Annotated in this window: 23 protein-coding genes and 1 pseudogene; 5 read left to right on the top strand and 19 right to left on the bottom strand. The window is 60.4% G+C overall.

Going from position 1 to position 17,874, the window contains the following annotated elements; all coding sequences use genetic code 11:
- Nucleotides 1–94: 94 nt before the first annotated feature.
- The 9 genes from PVW51_RS21545 to PVW51_RS21505 all read right to left on the bottom strand — a co-directional run bounded on the left by PVW51_RS21545 (nt 95) and on the right by PVW51_RS21505 (nt 6,845).
- Nucleotides 95–370, bottom strand: a complete 276-nt coding sequence (locus PVW51_RS21545) for a type II toxin-antitoxin system RelE/ParE family toxin (RefSeq protein ID WP_093733155.1) — start codon at nt 368–370, stop codon at nt 95–97.
- Nucleotides 357–656: a type II toxin-antitoxin system RelB/DinJ family antitoxin gene (locus PVW51_RS21540; RefSeq protein WP_093733154.1), complete on the bottom strand. Its 300-nt coding sequence runs from the start codon at nt 654–656 to the stop codon at nt 357–359. The genes PVW51_RS21545 and PVW51_RS21540 overlap by 14 nt, the downstream gene beginning before the upstream one ends.
- A gap of 120 nt (nt 657–776) precedes the next feature.
- Entirely contained in the window at nt 777–1,709 is a 933-nt protein-coding gene (locus tag PVW51_RS21535) for an IS5 family transposase (RefSeq protein WP_093733153.1), read from the bottom strand.
- A gap of 41 nt (nt 1,710–1,750) precedes the next feature.
- On the bottom strand, nt 1,751–2,005 hold the full coding sequence (locus tag PVW51_RS21530; protein ID WP_244148412.1) for a transposase: 255 nt from the start codon (nt 2,003–2,005) through the stop codon (nt 1,751–1,753).
- A 175-nt stretch (nt 2,006–2,180) separates the two neighbouring features.
- Nucleotides 2,181–3,434, bottom strand: a complete 1,254-nt coding sequence (locus tag PVW51_RS21525) for a cytochrome P450 (RefSeq protein WP_093733152.1) — start codon at nt 3,432–3,434, stop codon at nt 2,181–2,183.
- 140 nt (nt 3,435–3,574) lie between these two features.
- Entirely contained in the window at nt 3,575–4,948 is a 1,374-nt protein-coding gene (locus PVW51_RS21520; protein ID WP_093733151.1) for a TRAP transporter large permease, read from the bottom strand.
- Nucleotides 4,938–5,450 carry a TRAP transporter small permease subunit gene (locus PVW51_RS21515; protein WP_093733150.1) on the bottom strand — a complete coding sequence of 171 codons (513 nt, stop codon included), beginning with the start codon at nt 5,448–5,450 and terminating at the stop codon, nt 4,938–4,940. Before PVW51_RS21515 ends, PVW51_RS21520 begins: the two co-directional genes overlap by 11 nt.
- A 46-nt stretch (nt 5,451–5,496) precedes the next feature.
- On the bottom strand, nt 5,497–5,994 hold the full coding sequence (gene lspA / locus PVW51_RS21510) for a signal peptidase II (protein ID WP_093733149.1): 498 nt from the start codon (nt 5,992–5,994) through the stop codon (nt 5,497–5,499).
- Nucleotides 5,991–6,845, bottom strand: coding sequence for a cation transporter (locus PVW51_RS21505; protein WP_093733148.1), 855 nt, complete (start codon nt 6,843–6,845; stop codon nt 5,991–5,993). Before PVW51_RS21505 ends, lspA begins: the two co-directional genes overlap by 4 nt.
- A 56-nt stretch (nt 6,846–6,901) precedes the next feature.
- Here PVW51_RS21505 and PVW51_RS21500 point away from each other — a divergent pair, with 56 nt between their 5' ends.
- Nucleotides 6,902–7,252, top strand: coding sequence for an ArsR/SmtB family transcription factor (locus tag PVW51_RS21500; protein ID WP_093733147.1), 351 nt, complete (start codon nt 6,902–6,904; stop codon nt 7,250–7,252).
- Nucleotides 7,253–7,337: 85 nt separating this feature from the next.
- Here PVW51_RS21500 and PVW51_RS21495 read toward each other — a convergent pair whose 3' ends face one another.
- Nucleotides 7,338–7,655 (bottom strand): ArsR/SmtB family transcription factor, encoded by a 318-nt coding sequence (locus PVW51_RS21495; RefSeq protein WP_208596042.1) that lies wholly within the window; start codon nt 7,653–7,655, stop codon nt 7,338–7,340.
- Between the two features lie 136 nt (nt 7,656–7,791).
- On the opposite strand from PVW51_RS21495, the gene PVW51_RS21490 reads away from it, so the two are divergent.
- From PVW51_RS21490 to arsH, 3 genes are all read left to right on the top strand, one after another.
- A complete protein-coding gene (locus PVW51_RS21490) occupies nt 7,792–8,703 on the top strand; it encodes an MBL fold metallo-hydrolase (protein WP_093733145.1) in 912 nt (303 codons plus the stop codon).
- Nucleotides 8,704–8,728: 25 nt separating this feature from the next.
- Nucleotides 8,729–9,103 carry a rhodanese-like domain-containing protein gene (locus PVW51_RS21485; RefSeq protein WP_093733203.1) on the top strand — a complete coding sequence of 125 codons (375 nt, stop codon included), beginning with the start codon at nt 8,729–8,731 and terminating at the stop codon, nt 9,101–9,103.
- Nucleotides 9,104–9,206: 103 nt separating this feature from the next.
- Nucleotides 9,207–10,331 (top strand): arsenical resistance protein ArsH, encoded by a 1,125-nt coding sequence (gene arsH / locus PVW51_RS24330; RefSeq protein WP_093733144.1) that lies wholly within the window; start codon nt 9,207–9,209, stop codon nt 10,329–10,331.
- Nucleotides 10,332–10,469: 138 nt separating this feature from the next.
- On the opposite strand, the gene PVW51_RS21470 is transcribed toward arsH, so the two are convergent.
- Nucleotides 10,470–10,796, bottom strand: coding sequence for a YnfA family protein (locus PVW51_RS21470; RefSeq protein ID WP_167354532.1), 327 nt, complete (start codon nt 10,794–10,796; stop codon nt 10,470–10,472).
- A gap of 119 nt (nt 10,797–10,915) precedes the next feature.
- Nucleotides 10,916–11,329 carry a hypothetical protein gene (locus PVW51_RS21465; RefSeq protein WP_093733142.1) on the bottom strand — a complete coding sequence of 138 codons (414 nt, stop codon included), beginning with the start codon at nt 11,327–11,329 and terminating at the stop codon, nt 10,916–10,918.
- 166 nt (nt 11,330–11,495) lie between these two features.
- Between PVW51_RS21465 and PVW51_RS21460 the strand changes: the two genes are divergently transcribed.
- Nucleotides 11,496–12,692, top strand: a complete 1,197-nt coding sequence (locus tag PVW51_RS21460; RefSeq protein ID WP_093733141.1) for an IS256 family transposase — start codon at nt 11,496–11,498, stop codon at nt 12,690–12,692.
- 35 nt (nt 12,693–12,727) lie between these two features.
- On the opposite strand, the pseudogene PVW51_RS21455 reads toward PVW51_RS21460, so the two are convergent.
- The 7 genes and pseudogenes from PVW51_RS21455 to PVW51_RS21425 form a co-directional block, all read right to left on the bottom strand.
- Nucleotides 12,728–12,922: pseudogene (locus PVW51_RS21455) on the bottom strand (hypothetical protein); the annotation flags it as partial.
- Nucleotides 12,923–13,023: 101 nt separating this feature from the next.
- Nucleotides 13,024–13,176, bottom strand: a complete 153-nt coding sequence (locus PVW51_RS21450; protein WP_009819682.1) for an antitoxin PaaA2 family protein — start codon at nt 13,174–13,176, stop codon at nt 13,024–13,026.
- A 249-nt stretch (nt 13,177–13,425) separates the two neighbouring features.
- Nucleotides 13,426–13,944 carry a type II toxin-antitoxin system YhaV family toxin gene (locus PVW51_RS21445; RefSeq protein WP_093733139.1) on the bottom strand — a complete coding sequence of 173 codons (519 nt, stop codon included), beginning with the start codon at nt 13,942–13,944 and terminating at the stop codon, nt 13,426–13,428.
- The gene (locus tag PVW51_RS21440) at nt 13,941–14,267 is read right to left on the bottom strand and encodes a type II toxin-antitoxin system PrlF family antitoxin (RefSeq protein ID WP_074637394.1); all 327 of its coding nucleotides are present in this window, start codon (nt 14,265–14,267) and stop codon (nt 13,941–13,943) included. Before PVW51_RS21440 ends, PVW51_RS21445 begins: the two co-directional genes overlap by 4 nt.
- A gap of 125 nt (nt 14,268–14,392) precedes the next feature.
- Nucleotides 14,393–15,046: a DUF6927 domain-containing protein gene (locus tag PVW51_RS21435; RefSeq protein ID WP_093733138.1), complete on the bottom strand. Its 654-nt coding sequence runs from the start codon at nt 15,044–15,046 to the stop codon at nt 14,393–14,395.
- On the bottom strand, nt 15,046–15,639 hold the full coding sequence (locus PVW51_RS21430) for a regulator (protein ID WP_274577364.1): 594 nt from the start codon (nt 15,637–15,639) through the stop codon (nt 15,046–15,048). Before PVW51_RS21430 ends, PVW51_RS21435 begins: the two co-directional genes overlap by 1 nt.
- A gap of 74 nt (nt 15,640–15,713) precedes the next feature.
- Complete coding sequence (locus PVW51_RS21425; protein ID WP_274577362.1) at nt 15,714–17,696, bottom strand: ParB/RepB/Spo0J family partition protein; 1,983 nt, start codon at nt 17,694–17,696, stop codon at nt 15,714–15,716.
- Nucleotides 17,697–17,874: the final 178 nt, after the last annotated feature.

Below are 17,874 nucleotides of genomic sequence, written 5' to 3'. Positions count from 1 at the left end.
TGGATCAGGGTCTGAGTTCCAAAGGACAAAAAGCCCGCTCTACACTTTGAAGGCGTAGAGCGGGCAATTTCTTAGCGGGGGGCCTGCACCCCGATCATGGCCACTGCTGCGCAGCATGAAGAACGCGCAAAATGGTCACCATCTCAGGGCTTTCAGCATAAACCACGATGTAGTTCGGCCGAACAACCATCTCCCTAGTCCCGTCCACACGGCCCGCACGGTACATCTGAGGGCGTTCTGGAATGAGGGACGTCTTGTGTTCAATCTCGTCTTTGAGAACTTGGGCGGCATCCGGGTTGTCGTCAGAGATGTAGTCAATGATTGCCAGCAAGTCGGCTATGGCCGTGGCTTTCCATTCAAGATTTGGCAAGGCGCTTCCCGTCAATCAATGCCTGGGCGTCTTGCATCGCCTTGGCATGGGGCGTTGTGGGCCTTGGATCGTCCAGCGCTTCCTGTACCTTCGCCCTGAACCAGGCGTCATAGGCATCCGGATCAGCAGTCAATCCGGCAGGCAAGCCGCCTTCTGCGGCCACGCGGGTCAGAAGAATACGCACCGCGTCGGAGAGCGTCAGACCGACGCCCGCAAGTGCCTCCGAAGCCTGTGCTTTCAGCTGATCGTCAACACGGACATGAAGCATGGATGTTTGGGCAGGCATGGATGGTCCTCCAGTTGATGGGAGTGATGTATCTCATTTGAGATACGAATTCAAGTCGGCAGTATGGGCGATGTTGCGCAAATCAGCCCCGAGCATGACTGCCCCCTTTCCCGCCTTTCTTCAGCGGACGGCTTCGATCTCGGCCCTGCCAAGGGCCGAGAAGCGGTTCATGATGGCGATGCGGATCTGGATTTCGGCGGTCTGGCGGTCGGGGTCTCGTGACATGATCCTCTCGCCGAAGAGCTTCAGGCAGTTCATCACAGCCTCGACCCGACTTCGGACGTGATAGCCGGTCCATTTCTTCCAGAGCGTCCGGCCCAAGCGCCTGGTTGCCCGCAGGATCTCATTTCGCGCGGCAGCAGCGGGACAGTTTTCTTGCCAGGCGCGGCCATTACGGCGGATCGGTATGACGGCATCCGCGCCTCGGTCGATGATCGCGCCATGGCATCGTCGTGTATCGTAAGCCCCGTCCGCGGTGACCGTGCCGATCGCCTCCTCCGGGGGGATCTGCGTCAGCAGCTCCGGCAGCAACGGGCTGTCGCCTTGGCGGCTCGAGGTGAATTCAACCGCGCGCACATCCCCGGTGCCCGCGTCCATGGCAATATGAACCTTCCGCCATTGCCTCCGGCGTGACGGGCCATGCTTGCGAGCCTGCCACTCGCCATCACCGCGGAACTTGATGCCAGTGCTGTCGATCAACAGGTTCAGCGGCTGGCCCGAGGTGCGATACGGGACCTGCACCGCGATCCGCGCCTGCCGGCGGCACAGCGTCGAATAGTCCGGAACCGGCCAGTCGAGCCCCGCCATCTGGATCAGGCTTTCAACCAGCCCGACCGTCTGCCGGAGCGGAAGACCGAAGAGCACTTTCAGGGTGAGGCATGTCTGGATCGCAGCGTCCGAGAAGGTCTCGGGCCGTCCGCGCTTGCCAGTTTTCTCCGCATGCCAGACCATCTCGGGGTCGAACCAGACCGACAGCGAGCCGCGCTTGCGCAGCGCCGCGTTGTAGTCTGACCAGTTCGTCGTGCGGTAGCGGATCGGGGAAGGCTTCGGCATGACCTCGAGCTAACCGTCAGCGCGCGCTCAGTGAATCCCCCTCACCGATATGTGCAACAAGGTCTCTCGACAGGAAGGAAAACGCCTTCAAGAGCGATACTTTCCTCTGGCGACGGTCCGCTCTCCAACGGCGCAAACCGGGGATCTTTCAGCCACTTGAAAATCAGGGTCGCGTTCATCGAATAGCGGCGGGCAACCTGTGCAACCGAAACGCCCGGCGTCAACGTCTGCGCGCAAATCGTGCGCTTCTCGTCATCCGACCAGAGCCGCTTCTTCAAACCCTTCTTCCCCGCCATCACCAACCTCAAGATGTCCACTATCCATGGTGGACACTATCACCCACTCCATCGCGCAGGCAGGGCAGTCAGACCGGACGTTTAGTTCGTTTGGGCATTTGTATGTTCCACTTTCTTAGCAACCAATCGGCGCGCCTCGATTTCCAGAGCTCGCAGGGAAACCGGAGCTGTCCAATCACGATCCATTTTTAAGCCTGACATCGGACATGACAAACCGGGTCTTCGGCAGGGGCGGCAACTCTTTTGTATCAAGCTCCAAATCCTGATCCGGCACATCGTAGTCGATGGAATTCACGAAATATCCGCAGAATGCCTTCATCTGGCTGATAGCAATCCATTCGCCCGGACAGCGGTGGTCCAAGTGGTGGTCGCCACCGCCCTGCGGGATGAAATCATAGGGGTTTTTGGCGCGGTCCCGAAAGCGTTCGGGCCGGAACTCTTGCGGCGCGTCCCATGAACGCGGATCGGTGTTTGTGCCATAAAGGTCGAGCAGAACCCTGCACCCTTCCGGAAACCGATATCCGCGCCACTCGAATGCGCTTTTTACCCGTGCCGCGACTGCGGGAAAGAACGGATATAGGCGGCGAACCTCCTGCACGAAAGGCTCAAGTCGGCTTTCGTCGTCTTTCAGTTTTTGCACCCAGTGGGGATACTGGTGCAGGGCATGGACGGCCTGAACGATGAACACGGATACCGCGACGGTCGGGCGCAGGACATTCAAAAGCTCTACGGCGGCCACCTTGGGGGTCAATAACTCCCCATTGAGGTCGCTCCATGTCGCGATGACGTGGAGGGCGTTTTCTTTTTGTGGCTGGAGACTTCCATCGCGAACCTGCCCGATGATCCGTTCAGCCCACCTTTCCAGGCTGTGCCGCGACAGACGCGCGCGCCAATGTTTTAGGCCAACGGCTCCGGCATCCTGAAACAGAGCCGTCAGCTGCGCCGTTCGCGTCTTCGCCTCCGCCTCGGGAAGCGGCACTCCGGCCCACGCGCAGACAGCTCTCGTAAGAATCTCGCGCAATTCGCCATAGAGAACGATCTTATCTGCTGCCGCCCAGTCGGGTGCGTAATTGTCCAGCATGTGAAGCGATATGCCCTGGAGAGCAGCGATCCGCTCCGTTCCCATCAGCGACATGAACATCTGTTTGCGGTGCCGATGGGCCTCGCCGTCCAGTCCCTGAACGCCACCTTCTCCGAGCAGTGTCTTCTGAATGCGGCCGGGCATCGAGCCTTCGCGAACCAGTTTATCCTCGGAGTAGAAAACTTCCGCTGCCGCCGCACCGGTCATACAGATCGTCTTTTGAAGGAGGATGCGGGTTGCGAACAGATCGGTGTCAAGGGCGCGGCAGGTGTCCGGGATGAACCCGTAAGGATTGCGCAGAAGGGAGAGCGTGCTGTCAAAGCCCTTTGCGGATGGTATGTCGGACATGCATTATCCTTCTGTTTCTGTTTCTGTTTCTGTTTCTTTACTTTCGCCCTGTTCAGTCTGGCCGCCTGCGGTGCGGCAGCTATTCCAGAACAGAAGTGCCACTCGGCAGGAAGTCACTACATCCGCGCCAGCAATACCTGTCACCGCTGGATCAACTGCGGCGCATCAGCAGACCCAAGGGACATTTCAGGCAGCCAGGTGATAAGCTGAGGGAACGAGATTAGCGCCGCAATCAATACGATCTCGATGGCGACAAGCGGTACCGCGCCGCGGTAGATATCGGAAAGGTTGATACCCTTCGGTGCCGCCATCTTGGCAAAGAACAGGGCATAGCCGAAAGGAGGCGTCAGAAAAGACGTCTGCAACGCCAGTGCTATCAGTCCGGCGATCCAGATTTGCGCAAAGTATGCAGAGCCGACGTGATCCGCGAAGTCGAGTTCCGAGAAGATCGGCATCAGCACGGGTATGAAAACCAGCAGCACCTCGATCCAGTCAAAAACAAACCCGAGGACGATGACCACACCAAGGAGCATCGCCAATAATTCCCATCGGGAGAGATCAAATGCGGATATCCAGTCGAAGATGACATCGGGTCCACCAACAAGGTGGAAACTCAGCGAAAAGACTGATGCGCCCAGTACAATGAAGAAGACCATCGACGTCATGGTACTTGTCTGCACCGTGACAGAGTTCAACGACGAGAAAGACAAGCGCTTTCGCACCAGCGCGACCAACAGAGCGCCAAACACCCCTACGCCAGCCGCCTCCGTGAGTGTTGCAAAGCCCAGGATAATGCTGAGCGGAATGAATGCGATAACAGCGACTGAAGCGAGTACGAACAAAAGGTCTGACACAAGATTGGTCTTAGGCGCGTCCAGGGGGATTTCAACGGTTTTTCGCAAGGTGAGGGCAAAGTAGATCGCGAAGGCCATGACCATCAGAAGAACAGGCACGATCAGGGCCACGTACATCAACCCGATACGCAGATAGAACACGTTCGAGATGAAGAACAACATCACGGCGGGTGGAAACACGACGCCCAATGCGCCGGAGGCCGCGACAGCGGCACCCGCGGTTCGCGGTGCGTAGCCGGAGGCCATCATCGGGGCATAGGCGACCAGCGCCACCGTGATGACCGAAGCGCCGATGACCCCGGCGGCTGGCGCGAGCACGAGGCCGATCAGCAGGGTCGCAATGGCGTAGCGACCCGGAACGCCTGTCAGAAGACGCCCCAGCAAGCGAAACATGGTTTCGGCAACCCCGCTGGCATTCAGGACCAGTCCGAGGAAAATCAGCATTGGCACGCTGGTGAATTGGACTGATTCATTGGTCAGCACGCCGCGAGCCCGCAGGTAGATCAGCCCCAGATGCTGAAAGTCAGTGATTCCCACCCAGACCGCAGCCGCAAATCCCAGAAAGCCCGTCCCCGCCAGGACCAGAGCCACCGGAAAGCCACTGAAGACCCCGATGGCCATCACAACCAGCATAGCGACCGTGAGGACCTCATTTGCCATTATGGAGGCCGCCCGATTGTTCCGGAGCGCCTTGCGCACGTTTCCCCGCCAGAAAGGCGATGTTGCGCAGGGCTACGATCACCCCCGCAAGAGCCAGCAAGATGGGGCCGATGACTCCGGCAATGCGTTCTGCCCACAACTGGGTCTCGGCGTATTTCGTGGTGCGCATCAGACCGTCCCACCCGTAATAGGTCAGGATGGCGGCGAGCGGGAGAAGGACAAAAAGGCCACCTATCAATTCGATCCACGCAATGCGGTGCGCGGACCAATGCCTGCGAAGAACATCCACGCGCACGTGACCGTCGCGCAGGTAGGTATACCCAAAGGTCAAGAAGATCAGGATGAACAGCAGTGACGTGGACAGGTCCGGCAGGTAGCTCGAAACGCCAAGTTGTAGCTTGCGATCCAGCATCTGAAGCGCGCCGTAAGCGGCAATCGCAACAACTGTCAGCCATGCAGTCACGACGCCGATGCCGCGTATCCCACGGTCAATCCAATCCAAAAATCTCAAGCCTAGTCACCTCCCAAAGTTCCTTACTTGTCAGCTTTTATCCCCCGGTGATATTTTCCTTGCGGTGGTCCTGTTCGGAGTCTTTCGTCGCGCGAAAGCCGTCCCAGAACAGCAGTGCCGCCCCGCAGAAAATCGCCACGTCAGCGAGGTTGAAGGACGGCCAGTGGTATGTTCCGAAATGGAAATCCAGAAAGTCAGGGACCGCCTGATAACGCAGCCGGTCGATGACATTGCCGAGCGCACCGCCGATAACCAGACCGAGAGCAGCAGCCGTCAGCCTGTCCGGCGCGCGCCATAACCAGATCAGCAGCCATGCCACGATCACGGCAGCAAGCGCGATGAGACCCCACCAGGGCACGATCCCGCCGAGCATGCCGAAGCTGACCCCATCGTTCAGGACACGAACGAGATTGAGAAAGGGCAGAACTTCGACCCCATGCTCAAGCGCCGGGGTGTTAAGGGCCAGCGTCTTGGTGCCCTGATCGAGACCGAAAGCTGCAATCGCGCAGAGCGCACCCAGAATGCGGCTGTTCATGCCGCCACTTTCAGATCGGAACGCGCATCGCTGATGATCGCCCAGGAAGAATGCAGGAACAATCCGGCGATGCCGAAGGCGACGATCAGGTCGGGCCATGCGCTACCCAGCCAAAACACCAGACCGGCGGCGATAACGACTGCCGCGTTGCCGATGGCGTCGTTGCGCGAAAACAGCCAAACAGCCCGCATGTTCGCGTCGCCCTTGCGGAATTTCAGCAGGGGCAACACGGAGATGACATTGATGACAAGAGCAATCAGGCCCAGTATCCCCATCAGAGTGGCATCTGGCGGTGTCGGCTCGAATGCCCGCATGATGGTTGTGCCAAGGACGCCAAGACCGAGCAGACCGAGAAAGATGCCCTGAATCAGGGCTGACCGCGCCCGCCAGGCAAGGCTCCAACCGATTGCCAGAAGGCCAAGGAAGGTGATCGCGCCATCGCCGATGAAATCGAGCGCATCGGCCTTCACAGCCTGCGATCCGGAGATGAACCCGCCGACCAACTCGATGACACCGTAACCAACGTTCAGGATCACGACGATCCAGAGCGCGCGTCGGTAGGCTGGATCCTGATGGGCCGCACCTTGCTGAAGGTCCTCGTCGCTCTCGATGCGGTCGAACCCGTACCCCGTGGTTTCAACGGCTTTCTCGATCTCCGGCAACCGCGCTTCGGGGGCCTTCAGGGTCATAATGTGGGTCGCCGCCGACACTTTCACCGCGTCGGGCGCGACCCCGGCAGATTGCGCCGCTCGTTCAATCTGCGCGGCGTCCTTGGCGCAATCCATGCCGGAGACGCGGTAACGGAAGGATGGGATATCTGCCGTCGAACCGGCGCTATCGGTGTTGGCCATGGGTGCACTTCTCCTGCTAGAGTGAATCAAGAAACAACATATCAGCGAGGAATGATATGGATCAAATTATCGCCGACTGCAATACCGGGACTACCGTTATTGAACGAAGAGCGAAGCTGTTTCGCGGCTTTGCGGACCCGAGCCGCCTCGCGATTATGGACGCCTTGCGCGAAGCGCCGTTGGCCGTTCATGAGATCGTGACGCGCACGGAGTTATCGCAGCCAAACGTTTCCAACCATCTCCGGTGTCTTCTGGATTGCGGGCTCGTGGCCAGCGATCGCGACGGACGCTTCATCCGCTACCGCATCAGCAACCCGCGCATTACAGCCCTTTTGAACGATGTTGACGCACTTCTAGAATTGGTTGCAGAGGGTGTTGAGGCGTGTGACAATTACCGCGAAGCGTAAGCGATCATGTCGCGGCCCGCGAAATCCTGAACTCTTCACCATAATTACAACCTAGCCCGTCCGGGTAACGGAACCGGTACGTTCATCAACCCAGCGCGCTCTCATCCCTTTCACAGTAGATGCGATAGAGCGCATCGATCATGTCGTGTAGGCGTAGATCGGCAATGCTGTAGTGAATCGTCTGACTTTCGCGCCTTGTCGCGACCATGCCAGCCTCACGCAACTTCGCGAGATGCTGGCTGAGTGCCGACTGGCTCAGGGCGAGCTGGCCCTGTAGCTCACCCACCGATTGCTCTCCCTCCAGTAAGTGACAGAGCACGAGAAGCCTGTTGGCATTCGACAGCAACGCCAGTTGACCCGCCACATCCTGCGCGCGCGTCTGCAAGATGGAGAGGGAGGGCATGGGTTTCTCTGTATTAGAGTTGACTAATTTAGACATGACTTACATATACTTCCGACAGACGACTTGAACAATACAATATTTCAACAGAGCCCCATACTGGGCCGGTCACAGACTTCGCAAGCAAAGGAGCGTAAACATGTCCAAGCTGAAAGAACCTGTCGTTCGCCATTCTGCATCGACAGGGGAAAATAGCCCCGATGTCTGGGGCATCTATGAGCCCGACACCGGGTCCATCCAGTACATTTGCGCCGACCCGACGACCAAAAAGGCTGCATTGATCGATGTCGTACTGAACTTCGATCCTGCAAGTTTTACAACCGATATGCGCAGTATGGAGCAGGTACTGGACCTTGTGGCCGAACACGGCCTTACAGTCGAATGGGTTCTCGATACGCACCCCCACGCCGATCACGTCACGGCTTCTTCGCACCTCAAGGAACGGACCGGTGCCGTCAACGCCATCGGTGAGAAGGTTCGCGATATCGCCGGACTCTGGCGCGAATACTACAACACGCCGGACGCGTTCGACGTGGATCGCGATTTTGATCGTCTGTTCGCGGCCGGCGATACCTTCAGCATCGGCGATCTGGACATTTACGTAATGCTGTCACCAGGGCACACACTGGGCTCTATCACCTATGTTTGCGGCGATGCGGCCTTCGTACACGACACGCTGATGCAGCCCGACAGTGGCACATCGCGTGCCGATTTTCCTGGCGGGTCCACTGAGGACCTGTGGAATTCCATCCAGGCAATCCTGTCTTTGCCGGAGGAGACCCGGCTCTTTGTCGGGCATGACTACGGGTCCGAGGATCGCGACGAGCCGCATTGGGAAGCCACAGTCGCTATGCACAAGGCCGAGAATGTGCATGTGAAGGACGGCACCGACAAAAGCGACTACATTCAGACCCGTGAGGATCGCGATGCCACGCTGGGTTTGCCGGACCGGATGTTGGCCGCGCTCCAGATCAATCTTCGCGCGGGCCAATTACCCGCGTCCGAGGACGACGGTGCGCATTACTTGAAAATGCCCGTGAACAAATTTTGAAGGAGATGCCATTATGAATAAATCCATGAAAGACCTCGTTGAAGATGCCAGATCACGTGTTGATGTGATCAGCCCAGCGGAAGCCCACAGCGCGATGAAGCAGGGAGATATTATTCTCGACGTGCGCGAACCGGCGGAACTGGACAGCGATGGAGCGGTTGACGGCGCGGTCCATATCCCGCGCGGACTGGTCGAGGCGCAGGCCGACGCGGACACGGGCAAGGCAAACGAGGTCCTGGCCAATAAACGCGGCGGCAACGGACGGGTTCACGTGCTGTGTGCATCGGGTGCGCGTGCGGCTCTGGCAGCCGACAGCCTGCGCCAGATGGGCTATGTCACAACGGTGATCGAAGGCGGTCTCGCGGCTTGGAAAGAGGCGGACCTGCCGTTTCGGATCTAACGCGGACGCTGTCGCGATCTTATCGCTGCGGGGATCGTGACGATCATGTTTCCCTCAATGGTTAGCCAACGCCCTACAACTCTTGCAATAACGGAGTATCCCTATGAAACGCCGCAAATTCCTCGGCCTCGCCACCGCCGCTATCGCAACCCCTGTACTCAACATCAGTCGGGCTTGGGCTGCCGAGCCTGGTGCGCCATTGCCAATACCGGAGATTATGGAGGTCGGATCCGGCGCGGGTAACGCGCTTGAGGCTATACGCGGAACACGTGACTTCGTCGGTGGAGCTGCCTCAGAGACTTGGGGTTACTCGCAGGATTACCTTGGGCCATTGCTGCGTTTCCAGCGTGGGCGCACCGCAAACATCAGCGTAACGAACCGCCTTGATGAGCCAATCACGGCACACTGGCACGGGATGCACGTGCCGGGCTACCTTGATGGCGGCCCGCAGCTTGCCTTCGGGCCGGGGGAGACCTGGGCACCGGAACTGCCAATTGATCACCCTGCAGACGCCGCTTTGGCTGATACACGGAACATCGAAGAAACCCATTTCCAACCCATTGACACCGATCGGCTGTTGGCACCCGCGCGGGCGACGCACGCCCCGCGCATCCTGCTGCTCTACGGTTCGCTGCGAGATAGCTCGTTCAGCCGACTGATGACCGAGGAAGCCGCCCGTATCCTGACGCGACTGGGGGCGGAGACGCGAACCTATTGCCCGTCCGGTTTTCCACTGCCCGACGACGCGGACGCCGATCATCCGAAGGTGAAAGAACTACGCGATCTCGTCACCTGGTCCGAGGGCATGGTCTGGTGTTCGCCCGAACGCCACGGCGCGATGACCGGCGTCATGAAAACCCAGATCGACTGGATACCGCTATGCCTCGGCGGCGTGCGCCCGACGCAGGGCAAGACGCTGGCCGTCATGCAGGTCAGCGGCGGCTCGCAGAGCTTCAACGCCGTGAACCAGCTCCGCATCCTCGGCCGATGGATGTGCCTGCTGACCATCCCGAACCAGTCCTCCACCCCGAAGGCGTTTCTGGAATTCGACGAGGCGGGCCGCATGAAGCCGTCTCCGTTATACGACAGGATGGTCGATGTTATGGAGGAGCTGATGAAGTTCACCCTGCTTACCCGGGACAACGTGGATGTCCTGCTCGACCGTTACAGCGAGCGCAGGGAAAGCGCCGCCAAGTTGTCGAAGCGGGTGAATCAGAAAGCGATCTGATCGAACGCTCCAGCGTTTTCGCACCGTCTGCGACTCAGGAAAACCTTCCGAATGTGCAGAATGCCAACATCAATGGAACCTGTGAAACGAAAGACTGATCACGATTTTCGGGGAAGACAGGGTTGTGGCAGAGCCGCGTCAAATACCACGCGGTGCCAAGAGAATTATACCCGCACCGACAAGGCAAATGGCCGCTCCGATAACATCCCATTGATCCGGGCGATGGCCTTCCACACCCCATAGCCATAGCAGGGACGATACGATGTAGATGCCACCGTAGACTGGATAGGCGCGTCCCGCCTGATCGGCGGGGCTGAGGGCTAGCAACGATGCGAAAACCGCCAATGACAGCATCCCATGCACCAGCCAGAACGGACTCTTGTCCAGTCGGAACCTAGCCCAGAAGGCAAAACATCCAGTGATTTCAGCAAGCGCGGCAATGAAGTTGATCAGAACTGTTTTCATCGGGGCGGACATACGCTCCAGACAGGGTCGGGTCTATTCCTTCATGTCAATGCGCACGAGAAAGTGGCTTGCGCGCGCCATGCCAAAAGCGCCTCCGCTGGTTGCGCAGAACAGGGACGTCAGGCGCTGACATCGGCGGCCTCAGCTTCCTGTCGCGCGCGCCGGATGTCGATGCCGGATTGCCACAGGACGATCAGCCCGACACTGACGACGAGTATGATCGACATCATCCAGTTGAACAGGATCATCAAAAGGGCCTGTTCAACGGGCACTCCGAGCAGATCGAACGCCAGTGCGGACCCGATGACAAAACCTCCCGGCACCCGGACAAACCGCGACAGCACAAGTGAAAAACCGGCGAATACCATCAAGAACAGATAGTCGAAAGGTGCCAGCACCACGCCCACGGCAAGCCCGGCCCAGACGTAATGCGTGGCTGAGATCAGCTTGGCGGCAACAGCACCCAGCAAGACGTTCAACCGGTGCCATCGACTGCGCGGCCAGACCACACCGTCGCAAAGTGCGCCCCGCAATGCTGCTCCGTTGGCGCGAAACGATAGTGTCCCAACGCTTGGTGTAAGAGGCCGCGGGCGGAGCCCTTGGCGTAGCGCAGCGCGCGGCCGGGTGTGACGCTGGCGGTCACCGTCGATCTTCGAAGTAGGTTCAGGTTGGGCAACCTTGAACCAGATGGAGACGACGATGACCGACGACAGAATGGCTCTGCTCGAGCTGGTTGAAAAGCAGGCTGATGGAGATCTGGTCCGCGAGATGCTGGCCTTCGCGGCCGAGCGGATCATGGAGGCAGAGGTTGAGGCGAGAACGGGCGTTGCGAAGGGCGCGCGTTCGCCGCTGCGCGAGGTCCATCGGAACGGCTATCGCGCGCGGGACTGGGACACGCGTGCCGGCCGGGTCGCGTTGGAAATTCCGAAGCTGCGCAAGGGCAGCTATCTGCCCAGCTTCCTTGAGCCTCGCCGCACGGCCGAGAAGGCGCTCGTGGCCGTGATCCAGGAGGCTTACGTCCAAGGCATTTCCACCCGCTCGGTCGACAACCTGGTGAAGGCCATGGGCGCCGGTGGCATGTCGAAGAGCCAGGTCAGTCGCCTCTGCGGCGAGATCGACGATCGGGTGAACGCGTTCCTGGATCGGCCGCTGGAGGGGAGCTGGCCATACCTCTGGCTCGACGCGACCTATCTGAAGGTCCGTGACGGCGGGCGGATCGTCAGCCGTGCTGTGATAGTGGCCGTGGCAGTCAACGAAGATGGCAAACGCGAGGTGCTGGGCGTCGCCACGGGCCTCTCCGAGGCAGAAACCTTCTGGATCGACTTCCTGCGCAGTCTTGCCGACCGCGGCCTGCGGGGAGTGAAACTGGTGATCTCCGACGATCACAAGGGGCTCCGGGCCGCCGCGCGGCGGGTCTTCAATGCGACCCACCAAAGATGCCGGGTTCACTGGATGCGAAACGCTCTGGCCCATGCCCCGGCCAAGCAGCGCACGGCCGTGGCCGCGATGCTGAAGACGATCTTTGCCCAGGACAACAAGGCCGATGCCGAAGCCCAGTGGGAGGTGGTTGCCGACGCGCTGCGTGAGAAGCAGGCGACGCTCGGCGCCCTGATGGACGCTTCCCGCGATGACGTGCTCGCCTACATGGATTTCCCTCGCGAGCACTGGCCCCAGATCGCGTCGACGAACCCACTTGAGCGGGTGAACCGCGAAATAAAGAGAAGGTCCGATGTCATCGGCATCTTTCCCAACGACGAGGCCATTGTTCGGCTCGTTGGCGCATTGATGCTGGAGACCAATGACGAGTGGACAGTCGCGCGCCGCTACATGAGCCTTGAATCCCTCGCACGCGTCATCGACAATCCCGGCATCAGGTTGCCCGCCGTGGCCTCCTGATCAGGCTTGGACTTCTCCGAAGGTCGGCGCTCTTACACCAGTCGGTGGGACACTATCCCGTCCCAGGCGCCGCCGGCATCACTGCCATGGAATGTCTCGCGCATGATGCGCGCGAGCGCTGAGCTGCGCAGGGGTTGGTGGTCGATCTCCGCGCCGATTTGCGCCAGCGCACAGACGAGATCAGCGTCGGAGATTGAGAGAGCCGGGTTTGCCGGTTTGGGCTTGGACATGGGGATTTCCTTTGGATCAGGGTCTGAGTTCCAAAGGACAAAAAGCCCGCTTTCGCTTTTCAGGGTGACGGGGTCAGACCGCGCTGACCTCCAAGGCTTGGTCAGGACTTGGGTTCGACCTGCCGCTTCGCATCAATCAATGCCTGTGCGGCCTGCATCACCTGAACCTGAGATGTTCCCGAGCGTGCATCCTCCAGCGCGGCCTGTACCTGCGCGCAAAACCAGGCGTCATACGAATTCGCTTCAGCGGCCACGGAAATGCTCCTCTAGGCCCCAGTCCAGAAGCTTGCCGAGGTCATCGGGCATGTCTGCAACGCGCACCGCAAATTGGCAACGCTTCCGTTTCATCCGAGACGCGCCTTGCTCATCGGTGCCGAGGTGCGGCCCTTCCTTACCCTTTGGGTCCATTGCGCTTTCTCCGACTATACTATGGGTTGATGCTACATCACCCAGCCTGACGTCGTAAACGGCAATGCCGGTAGGTTCACAGCAAACCGGGCCACCTACCGATCTGGCGCCGCTTCAAGGGAAGTTTCGAACCGCTTGTCCGCCGCCGCAGCTTCTTTCAAGAGCGCGTCGAAATTGTCAGGTGGGTTGCCATCTTCCAGCATCCCTTTGAACGTCGCATAGGCATCCGTCTTGCTGCCATAGGCGCGCAGGGTCTTGTCGTCGTTCACCCAGGCCACCACGATGACCTTCGCATCGCTGTTGAACCGGTAGAACAACCGATACTGCTGGAAGAATTTCGCCCGGAACCAGTGCTTGCGGTGGTCGCCGAGTGTGCCGCCTTGCCGGAAGGCTGCGGCACCCGGATCTGCCGGTATGGCCTCGGTCACCAGCTTGAAGATGGCGGCCAGCCGTTTCGTGGAATTTTTCTTGCGCCAGGTCTTGGGATCGCGCGCCTTACGCGCCTCGACCTCCAGGGTCAGCCCTTCGAGCTGGTCCAGAAAGAGCGGATGCGCATATATCGACCATCCGTTTACGACAAGGGGCGCTTGGGCGGGCACGCTATCGCCGCTCATTCATCCTCGAGCGATAGCGGCGCATCGAGATCGACGTCAACGTCTCCGACCAGTGCTGCAAGACGGTCATGCAAAGCCCCATCGAAGGCCCGAATGCGGTCCGGATGCGCCTTGATATCGGCCTCGACAAAATCGAGAAAGGCTCCGAGCACGGGATCTTCCTCTTCGCTGCGCACGGGCTCGATATAGACCCTGCCACTCGGCTCAGTGCAGTAACGAATCTGGTCGCCCTTGCCCAGCTTGAGTTGCTTGCGAACACCCGCCGGCACGGTCGTCTGATACCGATCCGTGAGTTTCGAGACATCTTGTGCGAGCGCTGTCATGGCAGTCTCCTGAAAGAGAGGGATCTTTGCTGCCTGCGATAGGTAATGCATTTGCATTGCCTTGTCAAGACAAGCCGCAGCATCTGCTGTCGCCGGGCAGGTCGATGACCCGTCCGGCGCAGGACCTAATTTCGCCTCGTCAGGAACTCCGCCAGCACCGGGCTAGCCGCACCTTTCGCGGAGCTGAGCAGCTCCGAGCCCGCAAGCGAGGCCTTCGACAGGCGCACGAGCCCACCAGTTTCCTCGATGCGGTAGCAGCGGCGCTTTTGCCGCCCGCGCCTGTAGTGGGTCGCGGTGACAATCTGGCAGGTACTGCCATCGGTGAGCGTCACAGGTGCTGCGAGCTTGATCTTGTCGCCTTCCTCGTAGTCCGGGATCGCAGCCCAGTCCTGGCAGCGCTGGCACCAGGCATGAGCATAGCTGTCTGGGTCTTTCAGCTCGGACAGCAGGGCCAATAGGCTCAGTGGCGCGCGGGATTCGACCGGTCCCGCGCTTTCCTCCATGTTCTTGTAGCCCCAGCTGCCGTCATCATATCGGGTAAGGAATACGGCGGCGAAAGTGATGGAGCCATCCGCATCGGTGACATAGGTCGTGTCTTCGACAGGGGTGCCGTCGATATATGTGACCTTTGCCGCCGCGTACCAAGTCGAACCCACCTTGCAGGCTTTGACCAGTTCCGTCTTGCGCCTTTCGCCCTCGAAGGTGCACAGCCGAGCAATCTCCGCTTTCTCATCTGCGTAGGTCTGGACGCGGCCGTCGGTGTAGAAGAGCCAACCCATCACGCCGCCCTCCGGTCATCGATTTCCATCAGCGCATCGAGCGGCACGCGGTAGGGCTGCATGGCGTCGAAATCCTCGCAATTGCCGCAGTTCTGCACGATCGCGAAGGTATCGCAGGCATCCTTGAGGATGACCCGGAAGAAGCCGCCGAGGCCCGAGGGCACTTCGTAGGTCCCGCCGATGAGATAGTCCGAGGCCCGGCGCACGAAAACGCGGATGCTGTGGCCATCGGTGGCGAGCCGGATCGCCCCCCGCCCCCGGTCGATGAGCACCTGCACATCATCCAGGATGTCGGTGTAGAACTGGCCGGTCAGATCACGAAACGCCATGCGGCGCTGCGCCATCCAGTCGGTGTCCCGAAACGGGTTCATGCCGTCGGCGAAGGCGAAGGAGGGATCGGCCTGCTCGGTGGTAACGATACGGGTGGTCGTGCCATCGATGCCGTTTGAGCGCAGATGCACACCATTGCCGACGATGAGGATCAGGGCCGGCCTGTCCACGGGCCCGTTCCAATTGGGCAGGAAGGTCTTGCAGGCGCGCGCATGGGCGATCTGCGCCGCAACAGCGGAGGCAGAGAACTTAAGAATAGCCATGGGGATGTCTTTCCGTTGGGTGTGGGAGGATCGACCCGCGCGGGCATTGCGCCTCGCGCGGGTCACTTGATGCGTCAGGCCGCTTTCGCGACCTCGCCGTCAGGTTCCGGGGTCTCTGCAATGGGTGCCGCCTCATCACAGGCAACACCGGCGGTCTGCATCATCGGCGGGCACCAGGCGGCCACGGCAGCGCGCTGCGCGTCCGTGAGTGTGGCGAAGGGCTCTGCAAAGAGCTTGTCGCAGAAGGCGACGATCTCTTTCTTGCTCGACGAGGCGAGCGTCACCGCCTCCTGGGCCAGACCCAGATCTTCGCCGAGGATCTTCAGGAGCCAGACCTTCTTGAAGCGGTTGAAGAGCGCCGCATTCGGCGTCCAGTGGGCGCGGATGTCGGGCATGATCTCGATCTCGAACGCATGCATCAGGCTGTCGCGCCGATGATCCCGCGCGAAGCAGGACTGCGTGGTGCTGGCGGTGGCATAGGCGACGAGCTTGGCCTTCTCCCCTGCCTGAAGGGCCCGAAACGCCGCGAACTGATCGGCGGGCGCGCGGGCGTCGTCGAGCCACGAGAGGTCAAGCGCATCATGCGCCGCCGCCACCTGCTCGAGCGAGGTCTCGTCGATCTCGTCCATCTTGGCATGGCTGCGGTATTCCTTGCGGGCATCGATCTTGATCGCCTGCGTGACACTCATGCCACTGGCCAGAACGTCACTGACCAGCTTGAAGAGCGTCAGATCGAGCGTGGCCTCCGGATGCAGCGCCATCGCAGCGCCAAGGGCCATGGCCCGCTCTGTCTTGAGGTTCTCGGCTAGTGAGGCCGGGTAGGTGATTTCGCCCGGGTCCGGGGCCTCCTCCCCTGTCGGATTACTCGCGGAGCCGCGCGCGCCCTCCTCTTTGACGGTGTCCTCGGGGCGGACGAGGCCCACATGGAGCGTGACCTTACCGGCCGACCACGACGCAATCACACCAGCGCGGGCGAGGTCCTCGGTGCTGTAGGCCTCCTGCAGGTCGCGGGCTTCCTCTTCCAGAGCGTCCACGCGCTCGTAAAGGGCGTTGTAGGTGTCGTCCTCGAGCCCCTCATCCTCCATCTCGAGCTGCAGTTTCTCGAGCTCGGCGGTGATCTCATCGATGCGCTTCTGGGCGGCCTCGTCGGGCTCAACGGGGCCGGGATAGACGCGGCCGTAGTCGGCCATGGTCGCGTAATCATAGCGCACCATCGCATCGGCCCAGGCAAAGCCCAGCCTCATACGGGTCTCTTCGGCAGCCGCACCGAGCTTCTCGAGCAGGATAGTTTCGACCAGCGCCGCATCCTCGAGTACGGAATGCTCTTCCAGAAGGTCAGCCGCGACGGCACCGCCACGCGCCTCGTAGTCTTCGCGCACGAAAGCCCCGATATCATCGCTGACCTGCACGCCGCGGGATTTGAGGGCCTGACGGACGGTATAGGCCTGCAGATAGCCGCCGTCCTTCGTGAGCGCCTCGAAGACCTCGCGCTGCGCCTCCTGGCTCGGATGCTCGGCGAAGGCCTTCATCGTGTCGAGCGTAATCACCTTGCCCCGGGCCGCGGCGCGGATGTCGGGATGGATAAGGCCATAGCGCAACCGGCCTTTCACGGCGGAGACGGTGGTGCCGAAGGTTTTGGCGATGGTCTCGGGCGTCTGGCCGTCGACCTCCATCATCCGGGCGAAGGCCTCGAACTCGTCGATGGCATTCATCGGTGCCTGGGTGATGTTCTCGGCGAGCGACAGCGCCGTGGTGACGTCACAGTCTTCCGGCACAAGGCGGCAGTCCACCTTGGTCTTCGCTGTGAACTCCTTGGCGGCCTTGTCGGCAACCAGCTCCTTCAGCGCGGCATGGCGTCGGCCACCGGCGAGGACAGCATATTTGCCGTCAAGCATCTGGACGAGGAGCGGCTGGAGCAGGCCCAGCACAGCGATGCTGGCCTTCAGATGGGCGATGTTCTCGAGGTCATAAGTTTCCGGCGAGTTGCTGCGCACATTGGCGGGATGCGGGACCAGATCGCCGATGGCGACGGTGAGAGGGGCAAAGCTTGTGGTCATGGGATATCCTTCCAAGTGGGTGAGGTGTGGCCCGCGCGCGCTTGCGCGTGACCAATCCCCGGCTTCAGGGATCACCACGACAAAAGGCCCACTTCCGTAATGGGGCGGGCCTCTGTCAAGGGTTTCGGGCAAGTCACAAATTCCGGCGAAGATCTCATTCCTCACCAGGTTTAAGACA

Origin of the sequence: Sulfitobacter sp. PR48, assembly GCF_028807335.1 — a bacterium.
Lineage (GTDB): Bacteria > Pseudomonadota > Alphaproteobacteria > Rhodobacterales > Rhodobacteraceae > Sulfitobacter.
The sequence above is the reverse complement of the archived record's forward strand: the minus strand, read 5'-3'. Positions and strand labels throughout refer to the sequence as shown.